The organism is Ancylobacter gelatini (assembly GCF_022601675.1).
Taxonomy (GTDB): domain Bacteria; phylum Pseudomonadota; class Alphaproteobacteria; order Rhizobiales; family Xanthobacteraceae; genus Ancylobacter; species Ancylobacter gelatini.
Window position 1 is genome coordinate 104,199 of the sequence record NZ_JAKVIL010000003.1, and the last position, 26,968, is coordinate 131,166.

23 protein-coding genes are annotated in these 26,968 nt (G+C 67.3%); 20 read left to right on the forward strand and 3 right to left on the reverse strand.

What is annotated here, in order from left to right; all coding sequences use genetic code 11:
• Window positions 1-11 precede the first annotated feature (11 nt).
• From MKI84_RS06655 to MKI84_RS06665, 3 genes are all read left to right on the forward strand, one after another.
• On the forward strand, window positions 12-1,244 hold the full coding sequence (locus tag MKI84_RS06655) for an SAM-dependent methyltransferase (protein WP_241617766.1): 1,233 nt from the start codon (window positions 12-14) through the stop codon (window positions 1,242-1,244).
• A 76-nt stretch (window positions 1,245-1,320) separates the two neighbouring features.
• Entirely contained in the window at window positions 1,321-1,770 is a 450-nt protein-coding gene (locus tag MKI84_RS06660; RefSeq protein WP_245404678.1) for a MarR family winged helix-turn-helix transcriptional regulator, read from the forward strand.
• A gap of 42 nt (window positions 1,771-1,812) precedes the next feature.
• Window positions 1,813-2,214: a DUF1398 domain-containing protein gene (locus tag MKI84_RS06665; RefSeq protein WP_241617768.1), complete on the forward strand. Its 402-nt coding sequence runs from the start codon at window positions 1,813-1,815 to the stop codon at window positions 2,212-2,214.
• Window positions 2,215-2,242: 28 nt separating this feature from the next.
• Here the strand turns inward: MKI84_RS06665 and MKI84_RS06670 are convergent, their stop codons facing one another.
• Entirely contained in the window at window positions 2,243-3,538 is a 1,296-nt protein-coding gene (locus tag MKI84_RS06670) for an ATP-binding protein (RefSeq protein ID WP_241617770.1), read from the reverse strand.
• Entirely contained in the window at window positions 3,535-4,266 is a 732-nt protein-coding gene (locus MKI84_RS06675; RefSeq protein ID WP_241617772.1) for a response regulator, read from the reverse strand. The genes MKI84_RS06670 and MKI84_RS06675 overlap by 4 nt, the downstream gene beginning before the upstream one ends.
• A gap of 224 nt (window positions 4,267-4,490) precedes the next feature.
• Here MKI84_RS06675 and MKI84_RS06680 point away from each other — a divergent pair, with 224 nt between their 5' ends.
• From MKI84_RS06680 to MKI84_RS06760, 17 genes are all read left to right on the forward strand, one after another.
• Window positions 4,491-5,084: a hypothetical protein gene (locus tag MKI84_RS06680; RefSeq protein ID WP_241617774.1), complete on the forward strand. Its 594-nt coding sequence runs from the start codon at window positions 4,491-4,493 to the stop codon at window positions 5,082-5,084.
• Window positions 5,085-5,154: 70 nt separating this feature from the next.
• Entirely contained in the window at window positions 5,155-5,388 is a 234-nt protein-coding gene (locus tag MKI84_RS06685) for a hypothetical protein (protein ID WP_241617776.1), read from the forward strand.
• 85 nt (window positions 5,389-5,473) lie between these two features.
• Window positions 5,474-5,881, forward strand: a complete 408-nt coding sequence (locus MKI84_RS20800; RefSeq protein WP_425353808.1) for an efflux RND transporter permease subunit — start codon at window positions 5,474-5,476, stop codon at window positions 5,879-5,881.
• Between the two features lie 82 nt (window positions 5,882-5,963).
• Window positions 5,964-6,656, forward strand: coding sequence for an HAD family hydrolase (locus MKI84_RS06695; RefSeq protein WP_241617779.1), 693 nt, complete (start codon window positions 5,964-5,966; stop codon window positions 6,654-6,656).
• Window positions 6,653-7,609 carry a sugar-binding transcriptional regulator gene (locus tag MKI84_RS06700; protein WP_241617781.1) on the forward strand — a complete coding sequence of 319 codons (957 nt, stop codon included), beginning with the start codon at window positions 6,653-6,655 and terminating at the stop codon, window positions 7,607-7,609. The genes MKI84_RS06695 and MKI84_RS06700 overlap by 4 nt, the downstream gene beginning before the upstream one ends.
• 399 nt (window positions 7,610-8,008) lie before the next feature.
• The gene (locus MKI84_RS06705) at window positions 8,009-9,322 is read left to right on the forward strand and encodes an ABC transporter substrate-binding protein (protein ID WP_241618379.1); all 1,314 of its coding nucleotides are present in this window, start codon (window positions 8,009-8,011) and stop codon (window positions 9,320-9,322) included.
• A 143-nt stretch (window positions 9,323-9,465) separates the two neighbouring features.
• Window positions 9,466-10,338, forward strand: a complete 873-nt coding sequence (locus tag MKI84_RS06710) for a carbohydrate ABC transporter permease (protein ID WP_241617784.1) — start codon at window positions 9,466-9,468, stop codon at window positions 10,336-10,338.
• 1 nt (window position 10,339) lies between these two features.
• Window positions 10,340-11,170 carry a carbohydrate ABC transporter permease gene (locus MKI84_RS06715; protein WP_241617786.1) on the forward strand — a complete coding sequence of 277 codons (831 nt, stop codon included), beginning with the start codon at window positions 10,340-10,342 and terminating at the stop codon, window positions 11,168-11,170.
• A gap of 10 nt (window positions 11,171-11,180) precedes the next feature.
• Window positions 11,181-12,191, forward strand: a complete 1,011-nt coding sequence (locus tag MKI84_RS06720; protein ID WP_241617788.1) for an ABC transporter ATP-binding protein — start codon at window positions 11,181-11,183, stop codon at window positions 12,189-12,191.
• Between the two features lie 103 nt (window positions 12,192-12,294).
• Window positions 12,295-13,731 carry a mannitol dehydrogenase family protein gene (locus MKI84_RS06725; RefSeq protein WP_241617790.1) on the forward strand — a complete coding sequence of 479 codons (1,437 nt, stop codon included), beginning with the start codon at window positions 12,295-12,297 and terminating at the stop codon, window positions 13,729-13,731.
• 24 nt (window positions 13,732-13,755) lie between these two features.
• Window positions 13,756-14,727 carry a carbohydrate kinase family protein gene (locus MKI84_RS06730; protein ID WP_241617792.1) on the forward strand — a complete coding sequence of 324 codons (972 nt, stop codon included), beginning with the start codon at window positions 13,756-13,758 and terminating at the stop codon, window positions 14,725-14,727.
• Window positions 14,728-15,231: 504 nt separating this feature from the next.
• The gene (locus tag MKI84_RS06735) at window positions 15,232-16,659 is read left to right on the forward strand and encodes a serine hydrolase (RefSeq protein WP_241617794.1); all 1,428 of its coding nucleotides are present in this window, start codon (window positions 15,232-15,234) and stop codon (window positions 16,657-16,659) included.
• A 249-nt stretch (window positions 16,660-16,908) separates the two neighbouring features.
• Entirely contained in the window at window positions 16,909-17,841 is a 933-nt protein-coding gene (locus MKI84_RS06740; protein WP_425353809.1) for an ABC transporter substrate-binding protein, read from the forward strand.
• 70 nt (window positions 17,842-17,911) lie between these two features.
• Window positions 17,912-19,537: an amino acid ABC transporter permease/ATP-binding protein gene (locus tag MKI84_RS06745; protein ID WP_241617795.1), complete on the forward strand. Its 1,626-nt coding sequence runs from the start codon at window positions 17,912-17,914 to the stop codon at window positions 19,535-19,537.
• Between the two features lie 52 nt (window positions 19,538-19,589).
• Window positions 19,590-20,828, forward strand: a complete 1,239-nt coding sequence (locus tag MKI84_RS06750) for an acetamidase/formamidase family protein (RefSeq protein WP_241617797.1) — start codon at window positions 19,590-19,592, stop codon at window positions 20,826-20,828.
• A gap of 87 nt (window positions 20,829-20,915) precedes the next feature.
• Window positions 20,916-23,252: an acetamidase/formamidase family protein gene (locus MKI84_RS06755; RefSeq protein WP_241617799.1), complete on the forward strand. Its 2,337-nt coding sequence runs from the start codon at window positions 20,916-20,918 to the stop codon at window positions 23,250-23,252.
• Between the two features lie 340 nt (window positions 23,253-23,592).
• Entirely contained in the window at window positions 23,593-25,182 is a 1,590-nt protein-coding gene (locus tag MKI84_RS06760; protein ID WP_241617800.1) for an FAD-dependent monooxygenase, read from the forward strand.
• 106 nt (window positions 25,183-25,288) lie between these two features.
• Here MKI84_RS06760 and MKI84_RS06765 read toward each other — a convergent pair whose 3' ends face one another.
• Window positions 25,289-26,968: an amidohydrolase gene (locus MKI84_RS06765; protein WP_241617802.1), complete on the reverse strand. Its 1,680-nt coding sequence runs from the start codon at window positions 26,966-26,968 to the stop codon at window positions 25,289-25,291.

Consider the following 26,968-nt stretch of genomic DNA (forward strand, 5'->3'; position numbering starts at 1 on the left):
GACTGCACCGCATGCACAGCAATGCCGACGGTTTCGATGAAATCCCGCGCCGTCTCGACGAAACGATGCCCCGCAGGCGGTTGAGCGAGGTCGTGCTGGCGCGCGTTCTGGGGCAGCTTGCCATCGGCTCCCTGACCGTGGTGACGCCCGAGGGGCGCCGCGTCACCGGTCGCGGGAGGGTGTCCGGCCCCGACGCGACCGTGGTGCTGCATCGCTGGCGCGCTTTGCGGCGGCTGGCGACCGGCGGCGACGTGGCGTTCTCGCAGGCCTATATCGCCGGCGACTGGTCGAGCCCGGACCTGCCGACGGTCATCGAGCTCGCCGCCCGCAACCTGCCGACGCTCGCCGACCGGGTCGCCGCGCTGCCGCCGGTCCGGCTGTGGAACCGGCTGCGCCATGCGCTGCGGTCCAACTCCAGAACCGGCAGCCGCCGCAACATCTCGTTCCACTACGACCTCGGCAACGCGTTCTATCGCGGCTGGCTGGACAACAGCATGAGCTATTCCTCCGCCATCTATGAACGGCCGGAGCAGACCCTCGAGGAGGCGCAGCAGGTCAAGCTCGCGCGCATCGCGCAGATGCTGGACGCGGCGCCGGGGCAGACGGTGCTGGAAATCGGCTGCGGCTGGGGCGCGCTGGCGAGCGCGCTTGCGCGGCGCGGCCTCGACGTGACCGGCATAACCCTGTCGCGCGAGCAGCTGGCCTATGCCCAGGCGGCGCTTGACGCCGAGCCGGCGCTCGCCGCCCGCACCGATCTGCGCCTCCAGGACTATCGCGATGTCGATCAGCGCTTCGACCGGATCGTCTCGATCGAGATGCTGGAGGCGGTGGGGGAGGCCTATTGGCCGACCTATTTCGCCAAGCTGCGGGCCTGCCTGCGCGAGGGCGGCGCGGCGGTGCTTCAGGTCATCACCATCGCCGAGGACCGTTTCGAGGACTATCGGCGCAATACCGACTTCATCCAGCGCCACATTTTCCCCGGCGGCATGCTTCCGACCAAGACCCACATCGCCGACCACGCCCGCCGCGCCGGGCTGGAACTCGTGGAACGCCAGTGCTTCGGGCTGGACTATGCCCGCACGCTGGCCGACTGGCGCCAACGCTTTCTCGCGGGGCAGGCCGACATCGAGCGCCTCGGCTTCGACACCGACTTCCGGCGGCTGTGGGACTATTATCTGAGCTATTGCGAGGGCGGCTTCCGGGCCGGCGCGATCGACGTCGGCCTCTACAAGCTGCGGGGCTGAGCGAGGGCTTCCCAATTGTTGTTGACTAGGAAACTTTATGGAAGTAGTTTCCTAGTCAACAAAAAGGGCCCTCATCATGCCAGCCTCGGAACTGACCGACCACACCGGCTACTGGATGCGGATGGTGTCGAACGCCGTGTCGCTGGAGTTCGCGCGCAAGGTGGCGCGCGAAGACGTCACCGTCGCGGAGTGGTCGTTCATGCGGGTGCTCTACGATCTGACGCCGACACCTCCGTCGGTTCTGGCCGAGAAGATGGGCATGACCAAGGGCGCCATCAGCAAGCTTGCCGAGAGGCTGATCGCCAAGGGGCTGGTTGCACGGGAAGAAAACCGGGACGACAGGCGCGCGCACAGCCTGTTCCTGACGACAGAGGGCCGGGCCAAGATCCCGGTGCTCGCCGCGCTTGCCGACATGAACGACGCTGAGTTCTTCGGCGTGCTGACGACGCAGGAGCTCGAAACGCTCGACCGCATCCTGAGAGTTCTCGCGGAACGGCGCGAGCTGAAAACAAGCCCCGTGGACTGAACCCGCCCGCCACACTCGCTATCGAAATGAGAGGAAACCGCCATGGATGCGGAACGGATTTCCATTGCCGAAACCTGCCTGCATGCGGCGCATGATGGGAGCCTGAGCTTTCCCGACATCGTCGGCAGGCTGATCGCTGCCGGCTTCGAGGGCTACACGGTCGATTATCGCCGCAACAGCCATACCTGCTACCTGCCGGACGGCGACAGCATCATGATGGACATGCGGCCTTCCGCCGGCCATGTCGCCGCGGCCTTCGATGTCGCGGAGATCGAGCGCCTGGTGCGATGGGCGCAGGCAAACCCCGCCGATTACAGCTACCGCGCCTTCTGCGAGAAGGCGAAAGCCGCCGGGTGCGCCGGATACCTCGTCTCGTTTTCGGGCCGGCGTGTCGTCTATTTCGGCCGTACCGCCGAGACCCATGTCGAGCTTTTCCCAAAATGACGGGCGCGCCGGATGCCCCCCCGTGGAGCTACGCGTCCGTTCCGTCGGGCGCTTCCTTCGCTAGGGGTGCGGCCGCGAGCCGGATGCGCTGTTCGAGCCCGCCGCCGCGCCTGTTGCGCAAGGTCAGCTCGCCGCCATGGTTCAGGGTGATCTCGCGGGCGATGGCGAGGCCGAGGCCGGCACCGGGGAGTTGTGTCTCGCGCGAAGCCATGCCGCGGAAGAAGGGTTCGAACACCTGCCCGAGCAGCGCGTCGGGAATGCCCGGGCCGCTGTCCTCGATCACCAGAACGGCCTGATCGCCCTCCGTCTCGATACGCAGCCGGCCGGCGCGGCCATGGGTGGCGGCGTTGATCGCGAGATTGCGGATGGCGCGCTTGAGCGCCAGGCGGCGCCCCCGCACCGAGACCGGTACTCCGGCGACGAATTCGACGGCCAGCCCGATATCGCGCAGTTCCTCCACCACCTCGTGCACCAGCATGTCGAAGCGCAGCAACGTGTGACCCGCGCCCTCAACCTCTTCGCGGACCAGGCGGATGGCGCTGTCGGCGATGCGGTCGAGTTCGTCGAGATCGGCGATCAGCGCGTCGCGTTCCGCCTCGTCGAGGAACTCGACCCGCAACCGCATGCGCGTCATCGGCGTGCGCAAGTCGTGGCCGGCCGCGGCGACGAGGCGGATGCGGCTCTCCATCGCCATCTTGAGTCGGGAGGACAGCGTGTTCACCGCGCGGGCAGCGGCCCGCACCTCCGTCGGGCCCTCCTCGGACAGCGGAGCCAGTTCGCCCCCCGGCCCGATCGCCTCGACGGCGCGTTCCAGCAGGGCCAGCGGCTCGGTGAGCCGGCGCACCGCAAAGATCATCAGGCCGGTGGAGCCGAGGGTGAGCAGCACGATCCACCCAACCAGCACCCAGCCTCCATCGGGGCGAGGGGGCGCGGCCAGAGGAACGGCCAGCCACCGTCCGTCGCCGATGTTGATCGACATCATCGGCCAGGGCCGGTCCGCGACTTGCGTTACTTCGACGCGCTCGGACCGCCCCCGGCGGGCCAGCATCGCATTGATGCCGTCGGTCGGTATCCGGGCAAGCCGCCCGCCCGCCGGCGCCGGCATGATCGGTGAGGCCGCGCCGGCAGGAGGCGGCTGAGCCGTCGCAAGGTCCGCCAGCTCCTCGACGAGGATGGCGTTGGCCTCGTCCATGATCTCGAAGGGCGGATGGGACAGCAGCAGCAGCGACAGCGCGGTCACCGCGACCGTCATCACGACGATGGCGGCAACCAGCAGCGCCGTCAGCTTGGTGCGCAGCGTGTTCATGTTGGCGAGCTTCGTCACGGCGCACCGGAGGCCGGAATCTCGATCAGCTCGACGGGTACGCAGAGCTGATAGCCACCATTGCGCAGCGTCTTGAACATCTGGAAGCTGCCGGCGTCGCCCAGCTTGCGGCGCAGTCGGCTCACCAGCACGTCGATGGAGCGGTCGAACGGGGTTGCGTCCCGTCCCTGCGTGATGTCGAGCAACTGGTCGCGCGAGAGCAGCCGTCCGGGCCGTTCGAGGAAGGCCAGAAGCAGGTCGAATTCCGCGCCGGTCAGACCCAGATCGACGCCCTCGGCGTTGACGATGACGCGGGTGCCGGGGTCCGCGGTGAAGCCGGCGAAACGGAAGCTGTGCATCGGCGCCGGACCCTCCGGCGGCGCGGCACGGCGCAACACCGCGCGAATGCGGGCGAGCAGCTCGCGCGGATTGAACGGCTTGCCGAGATAGTCGTCGGCGCCGATCTCCAGGCCGATGATCCGGTCGACATCCTCCTTCAACGCCGTGAGCAGGATGATCGGAAGGCGCGAGCGCGCGCGCAGCGAGCGGCACAGATCGAGGCCCGACATGCCGGGCAGCATCAGGTCCAGCACGACGAGATCGATCCGGCCGTCGGCGAGCACCGCCTCGGCGCTGTAGGCGTCCTCGGCGAGCGACACGCGATAGCCTTGCGACTGCAAATAGCGGCCCAGGAGCTTGCGGATCTCCTGGTCATCGTCGACGACGAGAATATGGTGGCTAGCTTCCACGGAACCTCCCAGGCCGCAGGCGTGTCGGCTTGCGGCCGGTTGATCTAGCCGCACAGCGAGCGCCCCGTCGAGAAGAGTGGCAAACCGATGTTGCCATGCCCGGCGTGGCAATATTCGGAAACATTATCGCGCTTCGCGGATACGTCTGGAAGCCTCCCGGACCCAAAGCCGCAACCGGCGGCCATCAATGTGCCTGCGTTACGCAATGAACGCAGGAGTTCGACGTGAAACTCGTCCTTGTCACTTTGGCCGCGACCGCCCTGGGCGGGGTGCTGGTGAGCGCCGCCAACAACGCGCATGGCTCCCCTCTGCCGGAGAAGGAACCACCGGCGTTTGCCGAACGGGTGCCGATGGCGCCGTGCGACGCCGCGCCGGGCGGCGGGCATCCCGGTCCGCGCGGGCCGGCTTTGGGTGGGGGCAGGGCGTTCGCGCCGCCATCCCCGCTTGTCCTGGCCTCGCGCCTCGCGGCTCTGGAGACCTATGTCGGCATCACCGGTGAACAGCTGTCGAGCTGGCGAGCCTATACGGACGCTTTTCAGGCCATGCTGATTCCCCCCGAGCCGCCGGAGGCGCAGCCCGACGCGCTGAGCCAGGCGGACATGCTGGCAAGGCATGCCGCGCAGCGCGGCACGCTTGCGCTCGACCTCGCGGCCGCCGTCGAGGAGCTCAGGGGCAAGCTCAGTCCCGACCAGCTCCAGCGGCTTTCCAGCGCCGGCCCGCTTCTCCCCATGCCGCCCCTGGGTGATCGCCCGCAGCGAGGTCCCCTCATGCCGATCGGCCCGGATGCGCCGGAAGCCGGCCGCATGCCGCCGCCTTGAGCGGGGATTGCGGCGGCGAGCGCCGCCTTGCGCGTCCGCCGGACGCTGCCGTCAACGGGACAGAGCTGCCATGACAAACGACAAGCCGATCTGGATCGCCGGCGCGGGCATGACCGAAGAGCGGCGGGACATCGGAGGCGCTCCGATGTCCCGCACGCAAGCGGCGTCGCGCGGGTATCGCACCTTCGCGCGGGCCGGGCGCGCGCTCGTCGCAGCGCTGACGGCGTCCGAATGCCCGCCATGCCCGCACCGCAACGACGGCACGATGTGCAAGGAATGCAATTGGCAATGGTCCATCCGTTAGTGCCGGCAGCGGCGAGGCCGCCAGATCGGCGAGCAGGACGCGCTGATCGACGACACTCTTGTCTCCTCGCAGCGACGGCGTGACCGTGTTCGTGGTGAAGCCTGACAGAACCGTCTCACGCCTCCGCGTCGAGACCGGGCGGCAGATGGAGGAGGCCATCCTCACCGCGCTGCCGCTGTCGGTTGGCGGGGCTCTGGGGTGCCTCCTGCTCGGCGGGCATTCCTTTTCCATGTCGGCCATGATCGGCATCGTGATGCTGATGGGCATTGCCGCCAAGAACTCGATCCTGTTGGTCGAATACGCCATCACGGCAAGGGCCGATGCCGCCCTTTCGCGCGCGGACGCCCTCATTGACGCGGCGCGCGTGCCGGCGATCTACGGCATCGTCGATGCCGCTTCCGCCGGAATGGCCGCTGGCCTCCGTCGGTTTCTCCCGAGGGGAGCCGCAACGGGTGCGTGCCAGGATAGCGGTGGAGTCAGCGCGCCGGAGTGATAATAGTGGCCGCATCTGATCGCGCACGGGCCGGCGACACGCTCCTCTGGCTCGCGGCGGACAAAGGACTGGACGGCCATCCATGCGCCCCGCGCTCATTATCTTCGATTGCGACGGCGTGCTGATCGACAGCGAACTGCTGAGCGCCGGCGCGCTGATCGACGCGCTGGCGGCCCATGGTGTCGACGTCGACCTCGCCTTCGTCGCGCGCCATTTCATCGGCCGGGCCTATGCGACGATTCCCGCCGAGGTGCGGGCGCGCTTCGGAATCGTTTTGCCGGAAAGCTTCGAGGCCGAGTATCGTGCCCGCCTCGTGGCCGGTTTCGAGGCCGGGCTCACGGTGATGGACGGGGCGGTGGAGACGCTTGCGGCGCTCGACGTGCCGTTCTGCCTCGCGACGTCGTCAAGCCCGCTGCGTCTGGCCGCCTCGTTGCGCATCGCCGGGCTGGAGAAGACCTTCGCCGGGCGGGCCTTTACCGCGAGCGAGGTGGCGCGCGGCAAGCCGGCGCCGGACCTGTTTCTTCATGCCGCCGCGCGCATGGGTGCCGATCCGCGCGGCTGCGTGGTGATCGAGGACAGCGGCGCCGGGCTGCAGGCCGCGCAGGCGGCGGGCATGCAGGCGTGGCATTTCACCGGCGGCAGCCATTGTGCCGTGATGGAGCTGCCGCTGCCGGAGGATGTGCGGCCACATCGCCGTTTCGCCAGTTTCGCCGAGTTGCGGGCCACGCTGCCCGATCTCTTCCTCGTTTCCGCTGACATAGTGCGTTCCGCATGAGCCTCATCGACACCGACGCTTCCGCCGACGACCAGGCCGCCCGCGCCGCCTGGCTCTATTATGTCGGCGGGCTGACCCAGGACCAGATCGCCGGCGAGATGGGCGTGTCGCGCCAGCGCGCCCAGCGGCTGGTGAGCCGGGCGGTCGCGGCCGGACTGATTCATGTGCGGCTCAACCACCATCTGGCCAACTGCCTCGAACTCGAGCAGGCCTTGCGTGAACGCTTCGATCTGGTGCGCTGCCGGATCGTGCCCGGGCTCGGGCCGGACCGCGATCCGGTCCGCGCCATCGCGCCGATGGCGGCGGCGGAGATGGAGCGGGTGCTGCGCGAGCCGAAGCCCCTCGTCATCGCGCTCGGCACCGGCCGGGCGCTCCGCGGCATGATCGAGGCGCTTGGCGCGATCGAGGCGCCGCAGCACCGGCTGGTCTCGTTGATCGGCAACATCGCCCCCGACGGCTCGGCGTCCTACTTCGACGTCATCATGCGCCTCGCCGAGAAGGTCCACGCGCCGCATTACCCGATGCCGGTGCCGGTCATCTCCGACACCGTCGCCGAGACGGTGCAGTTTCAGGCGCTGGGCCCGGTACGCAAGGTGCGTGAACTGGCGCGCGCCGCCGATGTCGCCTTTGTCGGCATCGGCCAGATGACCCAGGACGCACCGCTACTGACCGACGGCTTTCTCAAGACCTCGGAGCTCATCGAGGTGCAGCGGGCCGGGGCGGTCGGCGAGGTGGTCGGGCGCATCTTCGATGTGAACGGGCGCTATCTCGAACTGCCGATCAACCAGCGGCTGGGCAGCCTGCACGCGCCGGCGACGCGGCCGGACCGGCCGGTGATCGCCATCGCGGCCGGGCCGTCGAAGATCGTCGCCATCGCCGCCGCTTTGCGCGGGCGCCTCATCAACGGGCTGATCAGCGACGAGGTCACCGCGCGGGGCGTGCTGGCGTTGTGAAGGGGCGTTCGACGCCGCCCATGCGGCCGTCAGCGCCATGGCCGGGGTGGGTCCACGGGTAGCGGCCCGGTTCCCGCCATTGCACGGCCAGGCCCCCGCGTCGCGATCGGCATGAGACGCGTCGGCCATTCCCGCGGTCCTGTCGCCAAGGCGTCCGGCGACGGCCGAGGGTAAAAAACACGGTCACGACCGCGTGAAGCGGTTTTGCGGGTGCGAAGCGCGGCCCAAGCGTTTCCCATGCGGCATTCCGGCCTCGCACGACGCCCCGCCCGCCCTCACGAATGAGGGTTCTTCTCGCAGGTGCAGCATTCTCGGGGGGATTGACGCATCGTCCGCTTGAATGAATATTTGCCCATAAGGCGATGAATTGCTCAAATCGCCAGGGAGGAAGCCATGACTATGTCTCTCCGCACCCTACTGGGTGCGACGATGCTCGTCGCCGCCGCCGGCAGCGCCTCGGCGCAGACCACCATCACCGTGGCCACGGTGAACAATGGCGACATGATCCGCATGCAGCGCCTCATGCCGGACTTCGCCGCCAAACATCCCGACATCAAGGTCAACTGGGTGACGCTGGAAGAGAACGTGCTGCGCCAGCGCGTCACCACCGACATTGCCTCCAAGGGCGGCCAGTACGACGTGCTGACCATCGGCAACTATGAAGTGCCGATCTGGGCCAAGCAGAACTGGCTGCTGCCGCTTGAGAATCTCGGCGCCGATTACGATCAGGCCGATCTGCTGCCGCAGGTCGCCGCGGCGCTTACCGTCGACGGCAAGCTTTACGCGGCGCCGTTCTACGCCGAAAGCTCGATGCTGATGTACCGCACCGACCTTCTGGAGAAGGCCGGGCTGAAGATGCCGGAGAACCCCGACTGGGACTTCATCGCCGAGGCCGCGGAGAAGATGACCGACAAGGCTGCCGGCGTGTACGGCATCTGCCTGCGCGGCAAGGCCGGCTGGGGCGAGAACATGGCGCTCATCACCTCGATGAACAATTCCATGGGCGGCGCATGGTTCGACATGGAGTGGAAGCCTGAATTCAACGGCCCCGAGTGGAAGCAGACGCTCGACACCTATCTGAAGCTGATGAACAATTACGGGCCGCCCGGCGCGTCGTCCAACGGCTTCAACGAGAACCTCGCGCTGTTCCAGACCGGCAAGTGCGGCATGTGGATCGACGCCACGGTGGCGGCCTCCTTCATCTCCGACCCGAAGGAATCGCAGGTTGCCGACAAGGTCGGCTTCGCGCCGGCCCCGATCCGCGCGGGCGGCTCCAACCATGGCAACTGGCTGTGGTCGTGGAATCTCGCCATCCCTGCCAGCTCGGCCAAGCAGGACGCCGCCAAGACCTTCGTCGCCTGGGCGACCTCGCCGGACTACACCAAGCTGGTGGCGGAGAAGGAAGGCATCGCCAACGTCCCGCCGGGCACCCGCACCTCGCTCTATGAGAACGAGGCCTATCTGAAGGCTGCGCCCTTTGCGCCGATGACGCTGAAGGCGATCCAGTCCACCAACACCCAGAAGCCGTCCGACAAGCAGGTGCCATACACCGGCGCGCAGTTCGTCGCGATCCCCGAGTTCCAGGCGATCGGCACGGCGGTAGGCCAGCAGTTCTCCGCGGCCCTTGCCGGCCGGGCGAGTGCCGAGCAGGCGCTGGCCGCCTCGCAGACGCTCACCTCGCGTGAGATGACCCGCGCCGGTTATCCCAAGTAGAGGCGAGACCCGTCCGACGGCGCCCTCCCGCGCCGGACGGACGACCTGCCGCGGCGCGGGACTCCCGCAACCCGCGCCGCGGCAGGGACTGTTTGGCGCGAGCGCCTCTTTCCCCGCAACACTTCCAGCCAGGGCGACCCACCATGGCGACGCAAGCCTCCCGCACCGCAGGCCGGCTCATGCTCTCGCCGGCGGTCATCCTCCTGCTGCTGTGGATGATCGTGCCCCTGGGCATGACGATCTACTTCTCCTTCCTGCGCTTCAATCTCCTGATGCCGGGAACCGAGGCCTTCACCGGCTTCGAGAATTACAGCTACTTCTTCACCGACCCGGCGTTCTGGCCGGCGCTGGTCAACACGCTGGTGCTGGTGACCGGCGTGCTCGCCATCACCGTGGGCGGCGGCATCGCGCTTGCCGTGCTGCTCGACCAGCCGATGTGGGGGCAGGGGCTGGTGCGTGTTCTGGTCATCGCGCCGTTCTTCGTCATGCCCAGCGTCTCGGCGCTGGTGTGGAAGAACATGCTGATGAACCCGGTGAACGGCCTGTTCGCGGCTTTGGCGCGCGGGCTCGGCCTGCCGCCCATCGACTTCTTCGCCGACATACCGCTCGCCTCGATCATCGTCATCGTCGCCTGGCAGTGGCTGCCCTTCGCGACGCTGATCCTGTTCACCGCGATGCAGAGCCTTGACCGGGAGCAGATGGAGGCGGCCGAGATGGACGGCGCCGGCCCGCTCTGGCGCTTCGTTCATCTGACGCTGCCGCATCTGACGCGCGCGATGACGGTGGTGGTGCTGATCCAGACCATCTTCCTGCTCTCGGTGTTCGCCGAGATCCTGGTGACGACCAATGGCGGCCCCGGCACCGCCTCCACCACGCTCACCTTCCTCGTCTACATGCAGTCCATGCTGCAGTTCGACGTGGGTCTCGGCTCGGCCGGCGGCATCGTCGCGGTCCTTCTCGCCAACATCGTCGCGATCTTCCTGATGCGGATGATCGGCAAGAATCTGGAGGCATGAGATGGCGCGGGAGATTTCCACGGGCCGCAAGGCCGTCATCACCACGGTCGCCTGGGCCGTCGCGCTGCTGATCTTCTTCCCGATCCTGTGGACCGTCCTCACCTCCTTCAAGACGGAGGGGGAGGCGGTGAATTCCCACCCCGCCTTCCTGTTCTTCGACTGGACGCTGGAGAACTACCACGCGGTCAATGAGCGCTCGGACTATCTGGCCCACTTCTGGAACTCGGTGGTGATCTCGCTGGGCTCGACGCTGGCCGGGCTGATCATCGCGGTGCCGGCCGCTTGGGCCATGGCCTTCGTGCCGGGCAAGCACACCAAGGACCTGCTGATGTGGATGCTCTCCACCAAGATGCTTCCCGCCGTGGGCGTCCTGGTGCCGCTCTACCTGCTTGCGCGCGATACCGGCCTGCTCGACACCCGCACCGGCCTCGTCATCGTGCTGACCATGGTCAACCTGCCGATCATCGTCTGGATGCTCTACACCTACTTCAAGGAAATTCCGGCCGAGATCCTCGAGGCGGCGCGCATGGACGGCGCCACGCTGTCCTCGGAAATCCTCTATGTCCTGACGCCGATGGCGGTGCCCGGGATTGCCTCGACGCTGCTGCTCAACGTCATCCTGGCCTGGAACGAGAGCTTCTGGACGCTGAACCTGTCGGCGGCCAATGCGGCGCCGCTCACTGCCTTCATCGCCAGCTATTCCAGCCCCGAGGGGCTGTTCTACGCCAAGCTTTCCGCAGCAAGCACCATGGCCATCGCGCCGATCCTCATCCTGGGCTGGTTCAGCCAGAAGCAGCTCGTCCGCGGCCTCACCTTCGGCGCCGTGAAATAGGGAGATACCGATGGGCGAGATCGTTCTGTCGCAAGTCCGCAAGTCCTTCGGTGGCACGTCGGTCATCCAGGGCATCGATCTGCGCATCGAGGATGGCGAGTTCGTGGTGTTCGTCGGCCCCTCGGGGTGCGGCAAGTCCACGCTGCTTCGGCTCATCGCGGGGCTGGAAGACACGACGTCCGGCACCATCGCGATCGACGGGCACGACGCGACCAGCCTGCCGCCGGCCAAGCGCGGCCTCGCCATGGTGTTCCAGTCCTATGCGCTCTATCCGCATATGAGCGTGCGCAAGAACATCGCCTTCCCGCTGCGCATGGCCGGGATTTCGGCCGAGGAGCAGGAGCGCAAGGTGCAGGCGGCGGCGAAGGTGCTGAACCTCGCCCCCTATCTCGACCGCAAGCCCAGCCAGCTTTCCGGTGGCCAGCGCCAGCGCGTCGCCATCGGCCGCGCCATCGTGCGCGAGCCCTCCGCCTTCCTGTTCGACGAGCCGCTGTCCAATCTCGACGCCGCGCTGCGCGTCTCGATGCGGCAGGAAATCTCCGAACTGCACCAATCGCTCAAGACCACGATGATCTACGTCACCCACGACCAGGTCGAGGCGATGACCATGGCCGACAAGATCGTGGTGCTGAATGCCGGGCGGATCGAGCAGGTGGGCTCGCCGCTGGAGCTCTACAAAACGCCGGCCAACCTTTTCGTCGCCAGCTTCATCGGCTCGCCGAAGATGAACCTCGTCGAGGGTCCGGAGGCGGCGAAGCACGGCGCCCACACGCTCGGCGTGCGTCCCGAGCACATCGACATCGTCGCCGAGGGCCCGTGGAGCGGCACGGTCGGCATTTGCGAGCATCTCGGCTCGGACACCTTCCTGAAGGTGCATGTCGAGGGTCTCGGCGCGCTGACCGTGCGCGCCGGCGGCGAGGTCGACCTCGTTCATGGCGCCCCGATCCGCCTCGCCCCGCAGCCCGACAAGCTCCACCGCTTCGATGGCGCCGGCGAGGCCCTTGCCAAGGCGCTCGCATAGTTCGCGCTCGCATAATCCGCGCGCAGGCCCCGCGCGAGATCCGGCTGATGACTTCGCCGCCCGGCGCTTCGATGGGCGGCCGCAACTGAATGGCACCAAAGAAATGACCCTGCCCGCCATATCGCTTCCCGCCTATGACCGCGCCGCGCTGACGCCGGGCATCGTCCATATCGGGCTGGGCAATTTCCACCGCGCGCATCAGGCGGTCTATCTCGACGACCTGTTCGCACTGGGCGAGGGGCATGACTGGGCGATCATCGGCGCCGGCGTGCGTGCGGCCGATGCGCAGATGCGCGCGGCGCTGAAGGCGCAGGACTGTCTGTCGACCATCATCGAGCTCGATCCGCAGGGCAAGAGCGCGCGGCGTGTCGGCGCGATGATCGATTTCCTGCCGGTCGAGCCCGGCAATGCCTCGCTCATCGAGGCCATGGCGCGGCCGGAGATTCGCATCGTCAGCCTCACCGTGACGGAAGGCGGCTACTTCATGGATTCCGCCGGCCGGCTCGACGCCGGCGCGGCGGAGATCGTGGCCGATGCGGCCAATCCGGCGCGGCCGGAGACCGCTTTCGGCGCCATTCTCGCGGCGCTCAAACGCCGCCGCGCGGCCGGCATTCCACCCTTCACCGTCATGTCCTGCGACAATCTCCCCGGCAATGGCCATGTCACTCGGCAAGTGGTGGTCGGCCTCGCGCGGCTGTTCGACGCCGAACTCGCCGAGTGGGTCGACGCCAACGTCGCTTTTCCCAATGGCATGGTCGACCGCATCACCCCCGCTACCGGCGAGCGCGAGCGCGCCCTGGCGGCCGAGTTCGGGCTTGCCGACCCGGTGCCGGTCACCTGCGAGCCGTTCCGGCAATGGGTGCTGGAGGATCATTTCCCCGCCGGCCGGCCGGCACTGGAGAAGGTCGGCGTCATCTTCACCGACCATGTCCATGCCTATGAGACGATGAAGATACGCATCCTCAATGGCGGCCACGCCATCATCGCCTATCCCGGCGGGCTGATGGACATCGAGCTGGTGCATGAGGACATGGAGGAGCCGCTGGTTTCCGCCTTCCTCGACAAGGTCGAGCGCGAGGAGATCCTGCCCATCGTGCCGCCGGTGCCGGACACCGACCTCGACGCCTATTACGCCGTCATTCGCGAGCGCTTCGCCAATCCGGAAGTGGCGGACACCGTGCGCCGGCTCTGCCTCGACGGCTCCAACCGGCAGCCCAAATTCATCGTGCCCTCGATCCGCGACAACCGCGCCGCCGGGCGGCTGCCGAAGGGCCTGATCCTGCTGTCCGCGCTGTGGTGCCGCTATTGCGCCGGCACGACGGACAGCGGCGCGGTGATCGCCCCGAACGATCCCAACTGGGAAGAGCTGACCGCCCGCGCGAATAAGGCCAAGTCAGACCCGTCGATCTGGCTTGCCATGGGCGAGGTTTATGGCGATCTCGGGCAGGATGCCGAGGTCGTCGCGGCCTTCGCCGAGGCGCTGGAGGCGGTGTGGCGCAAGGGTGCGCGCGGCGTGCTCGCCGACTATCTCGCCGGCTGAACCTTTTCGGTCGAGGACAAGATCATGCCCGAGCCTTTCCCGAACTCGCCGGCCATCCTCTGCGCCGGCGAGGCGCTGATCGACATGGTGCCGCGGCAGACGCCGGAAGGGCCCGCTTTCCTGCCGCTGCCCGGTGGTTCGGTGTTCAACACCGCCATTGCGGCCGGGCGGCTCGGGGCGCCGACCGCTTTCTGGTACGGCCTGTCCTCCGACCTGTTCGGCCACCAGCTGCGCGCGGCGCTGGCACAGGCGGGCGTCGATACCTCGCTGTGCCAGCGGTCGGACCGGCATTCGACGCTGGCCTTCGTCACGCTGGTCGAAGGGCAGGCGCGCTACCTCTTCCTCGACGAGAACACCGCCGGGCGCATGCTCGGCCCGGCGGACCTGCCGGAACTTCCCTCCTCGGTGCAGGCCCTGTTCGTCGGCGGCATCAGCCTGGTCGGCGAGCCGGTAGGGTCGACCATGGAAGCGCTGGCGACGCGGGTCGCGGGCGACGGGCAGGGCCGGCTGATCATGCTCGACCCGAATATCCGCCCCGGCTTCATCCGCGGCGAAGACGCCTATCGCGCCCGCATAAACCGGCTGATCGGTCTGGCTCATGTGGTGAAGCTGTCCGACGAGGACCTCGCCTGGCTGATGGGGGAGGGCGACATCGCCGACAAGGCCCGTGCGGTCCGGGCGCTTGGGCCGCGCCTCGTGCTGGTGACGCTCGGATCGCGCGGCGCACGCGCCTTCGGTGCCGGCGTCGACGTCGCGGTTCGCGCGCCCATGGTGACGGTCGCCGATACGGTGGGGGCGGGCGATACCTTCAACGCCGCCTTCCTTGCCGCTCTGGAGCGGCGCGGCGCGCTGTCGCCGGCCGCGCTCGCGGCGCTGGGCGCCGAAGCCATCGGGGACGCACTCGCCTTCGCGGTGCGTGCGGCGGCGATCTCGGTCACCCGCGCGGGCGCCAACCCGCCCTGGCGGCACGAGATGGAGCGGACGGACGGCTCGTAAGATCCCGAGCAAGACCGTGCGTCGCGCAGGCTGGCGCGCTGGCCGCCACGCCCTTCCCCGGGAACCCGGGCTGCGCCGTGCCTTCCCGGCCGAAGCCGGGAGGGCGGCCGGACCCGGGGGGGCGATGGCCGGAGCAACGGTCGGCAGGAGGCCCGCGTGGCGGAACCGGGCGTCGGTTCGCATTCATCGCCGACGCAATGCTCACCGTCACCCATGCTTGCCAATCAGGCTCTGACCCCCCACGAAAACAGCGCAAGGGCCGGCTTGACGCGGAGGTTCCGATAAACGGTACTCGTTGTCGGCCCTCAACGACCCGAAATGTCGCGCGCGGACCATGTCGGTGTGTTTCGAGTGAGGGCAGGGGAGGCCTGGATGAAGCCATGTCGCTTGGTTGCGGTCGGGTCCGCGCTGATGTTCGCCGTCCTGCCCGCCAGAGCCGAGGACCTTCCGCCACCCCCTTTCATCTCCGCCGTTCCTATTTCCGGCGATCAGATCGACGCGGCCGTGGCTCAGCTCGACGGTCTTGCCGACGCGTTGATGACAAAGACCGGCATTCCGGGCATGGCGGTTGCCGTGGTGAGGGACGGCAAGACCGTCTATGCCAAGGGCTTCGGTATCCGCAGGGTGGGCGCGCCGGACAAGGTGGACGCCGACACGGTGTTCCAACTGGCCTCGCTGTCGAAGGCCGTCGCCGGCACGGTCGTCGCCCATGAGGTGGGTGCCCGGACGGTGAGCTGGGAGACGCCGGTCATCACGCATCTGTCCTGGTTCCGCTTGAAGGACCCATGGGTCGGCGAGCACGTCACCATCGCCGATCTGATGTCCCATCGTTCCGGCCTGCCGGACCATGGCGGCGACAATCTTGAAGATATCGGCTTCGACCGACGCGCGGTGCTGGAGAGGCTGCGCCTTCTGCCGCTGGAGCCGTTCCGCATCTCCTACGCCTACACCAATTTCGGCTTCACCGCCGGTGCGGAAGCCGTGGCGGTGGCCGCCGGGAAAGACTGGGCAACGCTTTCCGAAGAGGCGCTCTACAAGCCGCTGGGCATGACCTCGACCAGTTCGCGCTTCGCCGATTTCGACAGGCGCGCCAACAAGGCCGTGAACCATGTGTCGGTCAATGGCAGCTTCGTGCACAAATATCAGCGCGAGCCCGACGCGCAATCTCCGGCAGGTGGCGTCAGTTCGTCGGTGAACGACATGGCCCGCTGGATGGCCATGGTGCTTCAGGACGGCGTCCATGAAGGCAAGCCGGTCATTGCTCCCGAGGCATTGCTGCCGGCGATCTCGGCGCAGATGATCTCCGGCCCTTCGTCGGCCGTCGCCGCACGTCCCGGCTTCTATGGCTTTGGCTTCAATGTGAGCATCAACCCCGCGGGCCGGGTCCAGCTCTCCCATTCCGGCGCTTTCTCCAGCGGCGCCGCTACCGCGTTCACCATGCTGCCGTCGGCAGGCGTGGGCATCCTCGTGCTCACCAATGCATGGCCGCTCGGCGTGCCGGAGTCGCTGGCGGCCGAGTTCACGGATCTCGTGCAGTTCGGCAAGATCGAGCGCGACTGGCTGGCAGCCTATGGCCCCATGCTGACGGCGGTGAACCGGCCGGTGGGCAGCCTCGTCGGCAAGGAACGGCCGAGCAACCCGGCGCCAGCCGCGTCGCTTTCGGATTATGTCGGCACCTATGGCAACGACTATTACGGCGACCTCGACATCGTTCGGAACGGCGACGGGCTGGCAGTGAAGCTCGGTCCGGCGGCGAAGCAATATGCGCTGGCCCATTGGGACGGCAACGCTTTCACCTTCGCGCCGTCCAGCGAGAACGCGACCGACGGCTCCATCTCACTGGCGACCTTCACGAAGCAAGCGGCGCGTTTCGATGCCGTGACCATCGAATATCTCGATGCAGACGGACTGGGCACCTTCGTTCGGAAGTGACCGCCGGCGCAGGTCATTGCCTTTCCGAGGCCGGCTTGATAGCGGGCGCGCCCTCGCATGCACACGCCCAACGCGGCCGCCGAGGGGCGGGGCGCTCATCTAATGAGCAGTATCTGCCTGAAAGTTGGAAGCTGTCCGTCCAACAATGGGTGCGTCCATAGACAAGTCTCCCGGGCATCCCCTGCATAAGACTTCTCCCCGGTCCCGTCATCGTGCCCAGCGGCACGCGGAAGCAGAGGAGAAGGTCCAGTGGCACTCAATCTCGATACCTATTTTGGCGGGCGCCGCATGTCGGTCGCCGCACGCCTGCGTTCCGCGCTCTTCGGCGGTCTCGGCCTTGTCGTCGCCGCCGGGGGCATGAACGCCGGCCTGTCGCAGCAGGCCGAGGCCGCCGCGCCCGCCGCCTGCGCCGCGCTGCAGGCCAAATATCCCGCCCTCAAGGGCAAGACGCTGGTCAACGCCATCAACCCGCACACGCCGGGTTACGAGACGATCGATCCGAACGACCCGACCAAATATATCGGCTTCGACATCGACCTCGGCGAGGCGATCGGCGAGTGCCTCGGCTTCAAGCTGACCTACAAGGCGGTAACCTTCGCCTCGCTGCTGACGACCCTGCAGGCCGGGCAGGCGGACATCGTCATCTCCGACATCTACGCCACCAAGGACCGCGCCAAGGCCGCCGACTTCATCACCTATCTCAAGGTCTATGACGGCGTGCTCGTCGCCAAGGGCAACCCGAAGAAGATCACCGGCATCGACACCTCGCTGTGCGGCGCGGTGGCGGCCGAGAACACCGGCTATGTCGAAGTGCCGCTGATCCAGGCGCTGGAAGCCGAGTGCAAGGCCGCCGGCAAGCCGGCGCCGGAAATCCTGCTGTTCGACAACAACGCCAACTGCATCCAGGCGATCCTTGCCGGGCGCGCCGACACCTACATCAACGACGTGAACACCGTCGACGGCGCGGTGAAGGCCTATCCCGACAAGCTGGAGAAGGCGACCGCGGTGACGCTGCCCTATTCGGTCGGCATCGCCGTGCCGCGCAACAATATCGAGTTCCGCGACGCGGTGATGGCGGCGCTGACCGAGATCCAGAAGTCGGGCCTGCAGGTCGAGATGATGAAGAAGTGGAACCTGCCGGCCGAGCAGCTGGAGACGCCGAAGCTGGTGCTCGCCGACTGACATCCGCGATGACTCGGGCGGCCGCGGAGAGTCTCGTGGCCGCCCTTTCCAACAGACCGCGGAAAGGCCGATGGATCTCTTCCTGCACTATCTGAGCATGCCCTACCTCGTCGACGGGGTCGGCTATACGCTGCTCATCACCGTGCTCGGCCTGCTGGGCGGGCTCGTCATGGGGCTGGTCCTCGCGGCCATGCAACTCAGCCGCTTCCGAGCGCTGTCCATCATCGCGCGCGGCTATGCGATCATCTTCCGCGGCACGCCGCTGATCCTGCAGATGGTGTTCTGCTACAATGCGCTACCGCTGATCGGCATCAAGCTCACCGCCATCTCCGCGGCGAGCCTGGCGCTTGCGCTCAACGAGGCGCCGTTCATCGCCGAGATTTTGCGGTCCAACGTTATCGGCGTCGATCGCGGCCAGGTCAGCGCCGCCCAGGCGCTGGGCATGACGCCGGCCGCCATCATGCGCCGGGTGATCGCGCCGCAGGCTATCCGCTCCATGGTGCCCGCGCTGGGCAACGAGGCGGTGAGCGCGCTCAAGAATTCCTCGCTCGCCTCGGTTGTCGCGGTCCAGGAACTGACGCTGCGCTCGACCCAGCTCGCCTCGGCGACGTTCGATTTCTTTTCGATCTTCTTCGCTTCCGGGCTGATGTATCTCGTGCTGACCGGCGTGATCGCGACGATCCAGATCGTCGTCGAACTGCTGCTCGACCTCGACCGGCCGCCACCGAAGGAGCAGATGCGGCGATTCCTGCGCGCGTTGCTGCCGGGCCGTGCCGAGCCGGCCGTAGCGGATGTCGCGGGCGTCATCCCGCCGGACGTCGCGGAGGAGATCCTCGAGGAGATCGCCGTCGACCCGCTGCCGCCGGCTTCCGCCAGGGCCGCCAACCCGCCGGCGGACCGGGAGGCTCGCGCCCGCCGCCTCGCCGAAAACAATGTCGCGGTCGAGGTGAAGGGGCTGCGCAAATGCTATGGCAGCCAGACCGTGCTGGACGGTATCGACCTGACGGTCCGGGCCGGCGAGGTCGTGGCGTTGCTGGGGCCCAGCGGCTCCGGCAAGAGCACGCTGCTGCGCTGCATCAACCGGCTGGAAGGCTGGGAGGGCGGCACGATCCGCGTCGGCGGCAGCTTCCTCGGCAATGACGAGGCCGGGCGCTCGCTCTCGCCGCGCGCGACCGCGCAGATGCGCGCCAGCGTCGGCGTGGGCATGGTGTTCCAGCAGTTCAACCTGTTCGGCCATCTGAGCGCGCGCGAGAACATCGCCGGCCCGCTGCGCTGGGTGCAGGGCTTGTCGCGGTTCGATGCCGACCGGCGCGCGCAGGAACTGCTGGAGCGCGTCGGACTGGCCCACCGCGCCGACGCCCTGCCGCGCCATCTCTCCGGCGGCCAGCAGCAGCGCGTCGCGATTGCGCGTGCGGTGGCGCCGGGGCCGAGCGTGCTGCTGCTCGACGAGCCGACCTCGGCGCTCGATCCCGAACTCGTCGGCGAGGTGCTGGAGGTCATCCGCCGGCTCGCCGTGGAAGACGGGCTCGCCATGGTCATCTCCACCCACCAGCTCCGCTTCGCGGGCGAGGTGGCCGACCGCATCGTCTTCCTGGCCGGTGGGGCGGTCGTCGAGGAGGGGCCTGCCGAGCGGGTACTCCACGCGCCACGCCACCCGCTCACCGCCCGCTTCCTCAGCACGATGGCCGCGGAATAGCCCGCGCGACGCGTGCTCCCGCACCCGACACTTCCTCCAATCGAGGCTCGACATGACCAAGCACCACCTGCCCGCCACGCCCGACACCGTCCATTGGGGCTATTTCAGCAAGACGCTTGAGCCGGTGCTGACGCTCAAGTCGGGGGAGCGTGCCGTCATCGAGACCATCACCCATCATGCCAATGACGACTATGAGCGCATGATCGAGGGCGACAAGGCCGCGGAGGAGATCTTCCTCTGGACCAAGGACGCCAAGACCCTGCGCCGGCGCGGAGCGGGGGCGACCGACGGCCCGTTCACCTATGGCGCCGGCGAAGGCCTCGGCGTGCACCTGCTCACCGGCCCCATCGCCATCGAAGGGGCCGAGCCCGGCGACGTGATCGAGGTGCGCATCCTCGACGCCTGGCCGCGCCCCAGCGCCAACCCGGCCTATGCCGGGCGCTTCTTCGGCTCGAACCCCTCGGCCAATTGGGGCTTCCAGTACCAGGACCTGATCGAGGAGCCCAAGCCGCGCGAGGTGGTGACGATCTATGAGCTCGACATGGTCGAGGCGGCGGTGAAGGCGCTCTATTCCTATCTCTGGACCCCGCAGACCGACCCGGACGGTGTCGTCCATCCGACCATCGACTATCCCGGCGTGCGGGTTGACCACACCACGATCAGCAAGAAGGAAGGCATACTGTCGGGCATCAAGGTGCCGGCCCGGCTGCATTTCGGCACGATGGGACTTGCCCCGGCGGAGGCCGATTTCGTGTCCACGATTCCGCCGAACTATACGGGCGGCAACATGGATGACTGGCGCATCGCCAAGGGCTCCCGCATGTACTACCCGGTCGCGGTTCCCGGCGGGCTGTTCTCCTGCGGCGACGCGCATGCCTCGCAGGGCGACAGCGAGCTTTCCGGGACCGCCATCGAGATTTCGCTCACCGGCGAGTTCGAATTCATCCTGCACAAGAAAGCGGACCTCGAAGGAACGATCCGCGAAGGGCTGAACCATCCCCTGCTTGAGAATGACGAGGTCTGGTCGGTCTACGGCTTCAGCGTGACCAATTATCTCGCCGAGCTTGGGCCGGACCATCAGCTTGAAATCCTCAAGCGCTCCAGCCTCGACAACGCGATGCGCGATGCCTTCCGCAAGCTGCGCCGCTTCCTGATGACGGTGCACAAGCTCTCCGAGGACGAGGCGATCTCGCTGATGTCGGTCGCCGCCGATTTCGCCGTCACCCAGGTGGTCGACGCCAATTGGGGCGTCACCGGCTCGATCCGCAAGAGTCTCTTCGCCGGCCGTTGAGAGCCTGTCCGGATCGGCCCCTGCGGCTCTGGGCATGCCAAAGGCATAATCCTTGCTTGAATCGACCTCCATGCCGAGGTTCGAACCATGACCGCCCAGCCGTTCACCAGCGAGTCCTATTCCGGGGACGCGCGCGAGCGCGCCTGGCAGGACGTGCTCGCCGGCTTCGGATTGCAGTCGCATGGCGTGCGCACCGGCTCGCCCACGCACGCGACGGCGCTTTCGCGCCTCTCCTCGCTCGGGGTGCGGATCGGCCATCTGACGGCAGATGCCCAGGTCCTGCGCCCGCAGCTCGCGCGCACAGGCCTGCCGCTCCTGCTGCTGCCGTTGGAAAACAGCGCGGTTCTCATCATGGATGGCGAGCCGGAGATCGTTCCGGCCGGCCAGGTCATCCTGGCGCCGCGGGCGGCGGAGTGGCAGATGCAGTTCCAGCGCGGGCTGCGCGCCGTCGTGCTCGCGGTGCCGGTCGACGCGTTTCGAGGGCGCAAGGCGTCTCCGCTCGCCGATTGCCGGCCGCGCGTCTTCGACGCCGACGGGCTGCCGGATATTCTCGCCCGAACCGTGCAGGCCGCCGCCACTTCGCTCGACCGGCTCTCCGAGCCCGAATGGGAGGCCGTGGCGCAGAGCGCCGCCGATCTTCTCCTCGTGCTGTCGGCGGAACTGACGGCGAACAGAACCGATTCCTCGTCGAGCCGCGCCGCTCTGCTCCAGCGCATCTACGCAACCATCGAGCGGAGCGTCGGCAGCGAGGACACGTCGATCGCCGAGGTGGCGCAGGCCGTGGGCATATCCGAGCGCTATCTGCAGAAGCTGTTCGAAAGCACGGGCGAGAGTTTCAGCCATTATGTGCGCGAGCGGCGTCTCCAGCGGGCCTGGCACGACCTCGCCAATCCTGCCGAGACGGCGGTGCCGATCTCCGAGGTCGCCTATCGCTATGGCTTTGCCGATTCCGCTCATTTCAGCCGCCTGTTCCGCGAGCGCTTCGGCCTACCCCCGCGCGAGCTGCGCCGGCGCGAGACGGACCGGCAGAGCCAGGGCGCGCTGTCGAACGGCCAGCGCGGCTGGCCGCAGGAGGCGCTGGTACAGTTGCGCGCGCGCCAGACCAAGGCGGAGCCGGACACGCGCCGCAGCGTGCTGCTCGACAGCGTCGAGCCTGAAGACCCGCCGCAGGCACCGGCGCGCCATTACCTGCCGGTGCATGCCCAGCATGTGCACTGGGGTTATTTCAGCCGCTCGCTCAAGCCGTTGCTGGAGATTGCCTCCGGCGACATCGTCACCATCGAGACACTGACCCAGCACGCCTCCGACGATCCGCAGCGCATGATCGAGGGCGATGCGGGGGCGGAGAGCGTGTTCCATTGGACACCGACGGCGAAGGCGGTGGATCGGCGCGGTGCGGGCCCGCTCGACGCCTCGGTTTTTGGCCGCGGAGCGGGTGAAGGGTTTGGCGTGCATATCTGCACCGGCCCGATCGCGGTGCGCGGCGCCCAGCCCGGCGACGTGCTGGAGGTGCATATTCTCGATATCGAGCCCCGTCCCTCGCGCCATCCAGACCATGCCGGGCGGGTCTTCGGCAGCAGCGTCGCCGCGTGGTGGGGATTCCACTATTCGGAGTTCCTCAGCGAGCCGCACCCGCGCGAGACGGTCACCGTCTATGAGATCGTCACGGACACCGACCAGCCTTATGCCCAGGCGGTGCATTCCTATCGATGGGAGGCGCAGACCGATCCCTATGGCGTCCGGCATGCGCTCTACGACTATCCCGGCGTCCCGGTCCTTCCCGGTACGGTCAAGCTGCAGACGGATGTGCTCGACGGCATCCGCATTCCGCTGCGGCCGCATTTCGGCGTCATTGCGGTGGCCCCGCGCGAAGCCGAACTCGTCGACTCGGTGCCGCCGGCCTATTTCGGCGGCAACCTCGACAACTGGCGGCTCGGCAAGGGCGCGACGGTGTACTTGCCGGTGTCGGTTCCCGGCGCGCTGCTGTCGGTCGGCGATCCGCATGCGGCGCAGGGCGACGGCGAATTATCGGGCACGGCGATCGAGTGCTCGATGACCGGCACCTTCCGCGTCGTTCTGCACAAGAAGGCCGACGTTGCCGGGACGCTGCTTGCCGACCTGACCTATCCGCTGATCGAGACGCCGGAGGACTGGATCCTGACCGGCTTCAGCCACCCCAATTATCTCGCCGAATTCGGCGCCGACGGTCAGAGCGAGGTCTATGCCAAGTCGTCGCTCGACCTCGCCATGCGCGACGCCTTCAGAAAGGTGCGGCGATTCCTCATGACGACGAAGGGTTTGAGCGAGGATGAGGCAATCGCGCTGATGTCGGCGGCCGTCGATTTCGGCATCACCCAGGTCGTCGATGGCAATTGGGGCGTCCATGCCATTCTGAGCAAGCGGCTGTTTTCCGATCGGGGATAAGAAGGAAGGACTGGCCCGGCCTCGTGCTCTTTCGGCGCCCCGATGATCCGCCTTTGCGTGACGTGGAGCCTTCGACGCTATTTCGGAAGTGTCCGATCCATGTTCCAGAGGTTGAAGACGCTCCCGCCATACAACGTGTCGAGGCCCTTCTCCTGGAACCCCAGAACCGTGATGCACGCCCAGGGGCGCTTTTTCACAGAGAAAGCGCCGGCCAGCTCCGCCATGATGCGCATCGACGGTAACCTGGCCGGTCGCAGGACTGCTATGGTGTCCGCCCATCTAGAACGGGACGGGCTCCAGCGGGACGCCTGCTGACGTCCCGTGAGGAAGATCGAGTTTCATGAGAATCGATGCGGACGTCCTGATCGTCGGAGCCGGCCCTACGGGATTGATGCTGGCCGTGGAACTTCAGCGCCGGGGCGTCGGCTGCCTGCTCATCGACGCCCATGACAGGCCGCTGACCTGGGACCGGGCCACCGTCGTTCATCCTCGGTCGATCGAGATATTCGATTCGCTGGGGCTCGCGGATCGCCTGCTGAAGGCGGGCGTCAAGCAGCGGACGGCTCGCATCCATTCCAATGGCAAAGCACTGGGAGAGGTCGACCTTTCCCTCAGCGGCAGCCGCTATCCCTTCAATCTTGGTGTCTCCGAAGAGGTCACGGAGGCGATCCTCACGGCTTATCTCGTGCAACTCGACGGAGCGGTGACCCGGTCCACCCGATTGATCGGCCTCGACGAGCGGGACGACGGCGTGCTGGCCACGCTCGCCAGCGACGGCGTGGAACGGCAGGTCTTCGTGCGCTGGGTGGTCGGCTGCGATGGACATCACAGCACGGTCCGCTCGCTCACCGGCATCGAACAGGACGGGCACGACATCGAGGAGCCATGGGCGGTGTTCGACACCACCATCGACGGCTGGCCTCATTCCCATGAAGCCAATTACGCCTATCTCGACGAGCCGCCGATCATCCTGACCGCCCTGCCTGACGAGCGCTGGCGGGTGTACCTCCGGCCGAGTTCCGAGCAGGCCGACCTGGTGGCCGATGCGACACGCACCCTGCGCCAATACGTGCCCGATGCGCTCTTTACGGCGGTAGCAAACCCGACGCGCTTCCGGTGTCACACGAAAGTGGCGGCAAAGTACCGCTCCGGGCGTCTGCTCATTGCGGGCGACGCGGCGCATACCTGTAGCCCGATCCAGGGTCACGGCATGAATAGCGGCCTGCAGGACGCGTTCAATCTCGCCTGGAAGCTCGCGCTCGTCTGCAAGGGCGTTTGCTCGGAGGCCCTGCTGGACAGCTATGAGGCCGAACGGCGCCCGGTGGCGCAGATGTTCACCGCGTCGGGAGATGAGGCCGATCATGCCCAGATGCTGAAAAGCCCGGATGATCGCCGCGCCCGCGATGAATTCATCCGCGGGATTTTTGCCAACCGGGCGACCCGTCACCAGGAAGCGGTCGCCGAAGCCGAGTTGAATATCGACTATGGCGCGTCACCCATCGTGATGGGCCTGCGGCACGACGCGCTCGCCGCGGGCCAGCTGTGGCCGAGCGATATCGAAATCCGGCCGGCCGAGGAGGGGGCTGTCGCGTTCAAGGCCGGTGCCGGTCATTGGGGCCATATCGCCATCGTCATCGGTGGCGATATGGCGGTGCCTGACGAACTCAGCGGTCTCCGCGACATGCTCGACGCCCATCTCGGAAGCGCCATTCTGGAGGCCAGCATGCTGCTCGCCACGCAGACCCAGGCCAACGGCTTTACCCGCATCGACGAGGCGGTCGCGGAGCGGCTGGGCGTCCGTGGTGTCGCTCTCTTCGTCGTTCGGCCCGACGGATATCTCGGCCTGCGTGCCGATCAGCACCACGGCGAAGCTCTGGCTGCTTATGCTGAACGGCTCGGCTCGCCAGCGATGCCGGCACGGGAGCGGTGAGCATCAGGGTGCTCACGGCCCAGGGATTCTGGCGCGGACAGTGCCAGCTTCAAACGGTTCCGTTTTCGGGGATCAGATCGAGCGGGACGCATAAAATTTGCCGCCCCTAAACCTTGCCGGCACCATGCACCAGTCTTCCGTTGACCAGCGTCATCTCGCACCGAAGTTGTCGCACCGCGTCAGGGGTGAGGAGCCGGGGATCGTTTGACAGAACGGCGAGATCCGCAGCAAAGCCGGGCGCGAGCGGGCCCTTCCATGTCTCGTCGAAGGTGAGCTGGGCGCCGGCGACGGTAAACAAGCGCAGCGCGGTCTCGACGTCCAGCCTTTGACCAGGGCCGATCGTTCGGCCCGTCTTGCGCTCCTGCCGCGCCATCGTCACCCACAGAGTGAAGAACGGGTCGTAGGGGATGTTGTCGGTTGCGATCGCGAGAGGCAGCCCGATATCCAGCATATGGCGATGCGGAACGACCAGATCGCCATCGTCCGGCTCGTCGACATAGGCATGGCCGCCCTTCCAGAGGAAATAGGTCGGGATGGTGGTGACGATCACGCCGAGAGCCCTGAGCGTGTGTAAATCCTCCATTCGGGCGCGTGCCACATGCTGGATCACCCATCGCCGTCCCGCGAGCGGGTAGCGCTCGTTGATGGCCAGGAGCACCGGCACGATTTCATGCAGCTGATCGGAAACGATGGTGTTGAGGCGCAGGTCGTGCTCCGCCGCGAGGAAGCACACCTCGCGGAATTCCTCGCGGGTGTAAGCCTGCTCGACGAAGCCGGACCAGCCGGTATTCGGCAGATCGGCGCGCGCCAGCTCGGCCACCACGGGATCGCCGCCATAAGCGATGTGCACACCGGAAATATTGAGCCATGGATCGCCCAATCCCTTCCCGCGGGCATAGGCCAGCCAGTCGCGCATCACGCGCTGGGCCTCGGCGACGCCGGACCAGCTGGGGCTGATGCAAAGACCGGTACGCATCGTCAGTTCGCCGCGCTCCCACAGTGCGCGATAGACGGAAATGGTTTCGGGTGCGGAGCCGTGGCCTTCATAGACGCTGGTCGTGCCGCAGGCATGGTAGAGGGCGATCGAGCGCCGCAGACCTTCCAGCCGCGCGTCGAAACCGAAGCGCGGGACGGCGGGGAGCATGTCGAATTCGACCGTGGGGCGGCCATTGTGCTCGATGATCGCGCCGGTCGGGTCTCCGGTGACCTCATTGCAGACGAAATCCACCCCCCGGCAACGCGGGCAGCTGTGGCGGTTCAGCCCGTTGAGGGCCAACGCCCGCGAATTGAGCGCCGTGTGGCCAGGCGGCACGCCCCAATTTCCGAAATGACCGGGGATATAGACAGGATTGTCCGGGGCCACGCGATCGAGTTCGTCGCGGGTCGGCATGCGACGCTCGGTCAGGCCGGCGACAGCATCGAAATAGTGGGGAGGCTCGCCCACCGGCATGGTGACGATCCACTCGCCGGGTGCCGTCGCCCGGGCGGCAGCGGCGATCCGCGCCAGGATTTCGGCGACCGACCCGGCGCCGGCGAGCGAGAGGCGCTGAAGCTTCAACCCTTCCCGCTCCATATGGGCATGGGTGTCGTTGAAGCCCGGCATGACGAAGCGGCCGTCGAGGTCGATCCGCCGCGTCTGGGCGCCCGCCCAGCCTTCGAGGATGTCGTCGCCCCCGCTCGCCACGATCCTGCCGCCCCGGATCGCCAGCGCGCGGGCTGACGGGCGGGCGGGATCGAAGGTCAGGATATTGCCATTGTGCAGGATCAGATCGGCGGGGTCGCTCAT

Bases quoted from the DNA above. Each gene is read 5' to 3' on its own strand.
- MKI84_RS06660 (WP_245404678.1), top strand. From the start codon at position 1,321: ATGCCAGCCTCGGAACTGACCGACCACACCGGCTACTGGATGCGGATG.
- MKI84_RS06725 (WP_241617790.1), top strand. From the start codon at position 12,295: ATGACCCTGCCCGCCATATCGCTTCCCGCCTATGACCGCGCCGCGCTG.
- MKI84_RS06710 (WP_241617784.1), top strand. From the start codon at position 9,466: ATGGCGACGCAAGCCTCCCGCACCGCAGGCCGGCTCATGCTCTCGCCG.
- MKI84_RS06705 (WP_241618379.1), top strand. From the start codon at position 8,009: ATGTCTCTCCGCACCCTACTGGGTGCGACGATGCTCGTCGCCGCCGCC.
- MKI84_RS06685 (WP_241617776.1), top strand. From the start codon at position 5,155: ATGACAAACGACAAGCCGATCTGGATCGCCGGCGCGGGCATGACCGAA.
- MKI84_RS06745 (WP_241617795.1), top strand. From the start codon at position 17,912: ATGGATCTCTTCCTGCACTATCTGAGCATGCCCTACCTCGTCGACGGG.
- MKI84_RS06750 (WP_241617797.1), top strand. From the start codon at position 19,590: ATGACCAAGCACCACCTGCCCGCCACGCCCGACACCGTCCATTGGGGC.
- MKI84_RS06700 (WP_241617781.1), top strand. From the start codon at position 6,653: ATGAGCCTCATCGACACCGACGCTTCCGCCGACGACCAGGCCGCCCGC.
- MKI84_RS06655 (WP_241617766.1), top strand. From the start codon at position 12: ATGCACAGCAATGCCGACGGTTTCGATGAAATCCCGCGCCGTCTCGAC.
- MKI84_RS06760 (WP_241617800.1), top strand. From the start codon at position 23,593: ATGAGAATCGATGCGGACGTCCTGATCGTCGGAGCCGGCCCTACGGGA.
- MKI84_RS06665 (WP_241617768.1), top strand. From the start codon at position 1,813: ATGGATGCGGAACGGATTTCCATTGCCGAAACCTGCCTGCATGCGGCG.
- MKI84_RS06755 (WP_241617799.1), top strand. From the start codon at position 20,916: ATGACCGCCCAGCCGTTCACCAGCGAGTCCTATTCCGGGGACGCGCGC.
- MKI84_RS06695 (WP_241617779.1), top strand. From the start codon at position 5,964: ATGCGCCCCGCGCTCATTATCTTCGATTGCGACGGCGTGCTGATCGAC.
- MKI84_RS06730 (WP_241617792.1), top strand. From the start codon at position 13,756: ATGCCCGAGCCTTTCCCGAACTCGCCGGCCATCCTCTGCGCCGGCGAG.
- MKI84_RS06765 (WP_241617802.1), bottom strand. From the start codon at position 26,968: ATGAGCGACCCCGCCGATCTGATCCTGCACAATGGCAATATCCTGACC.
- MKI84_RS06720 (WP_241617788.1), top strand. From the start codon at position 11,181: ATGGGCGAGATCGTTCTGTCGCAAGTCCGCAAGTCCTTCGGTGGCACG.
- MKI84_RS06715 (WP_241617786.1), top strand. From the start codon at position 10,340: ATGGCGCGGGAGATTTCCACGGGCCGCAAGGCCGTCATCACCACGGTC.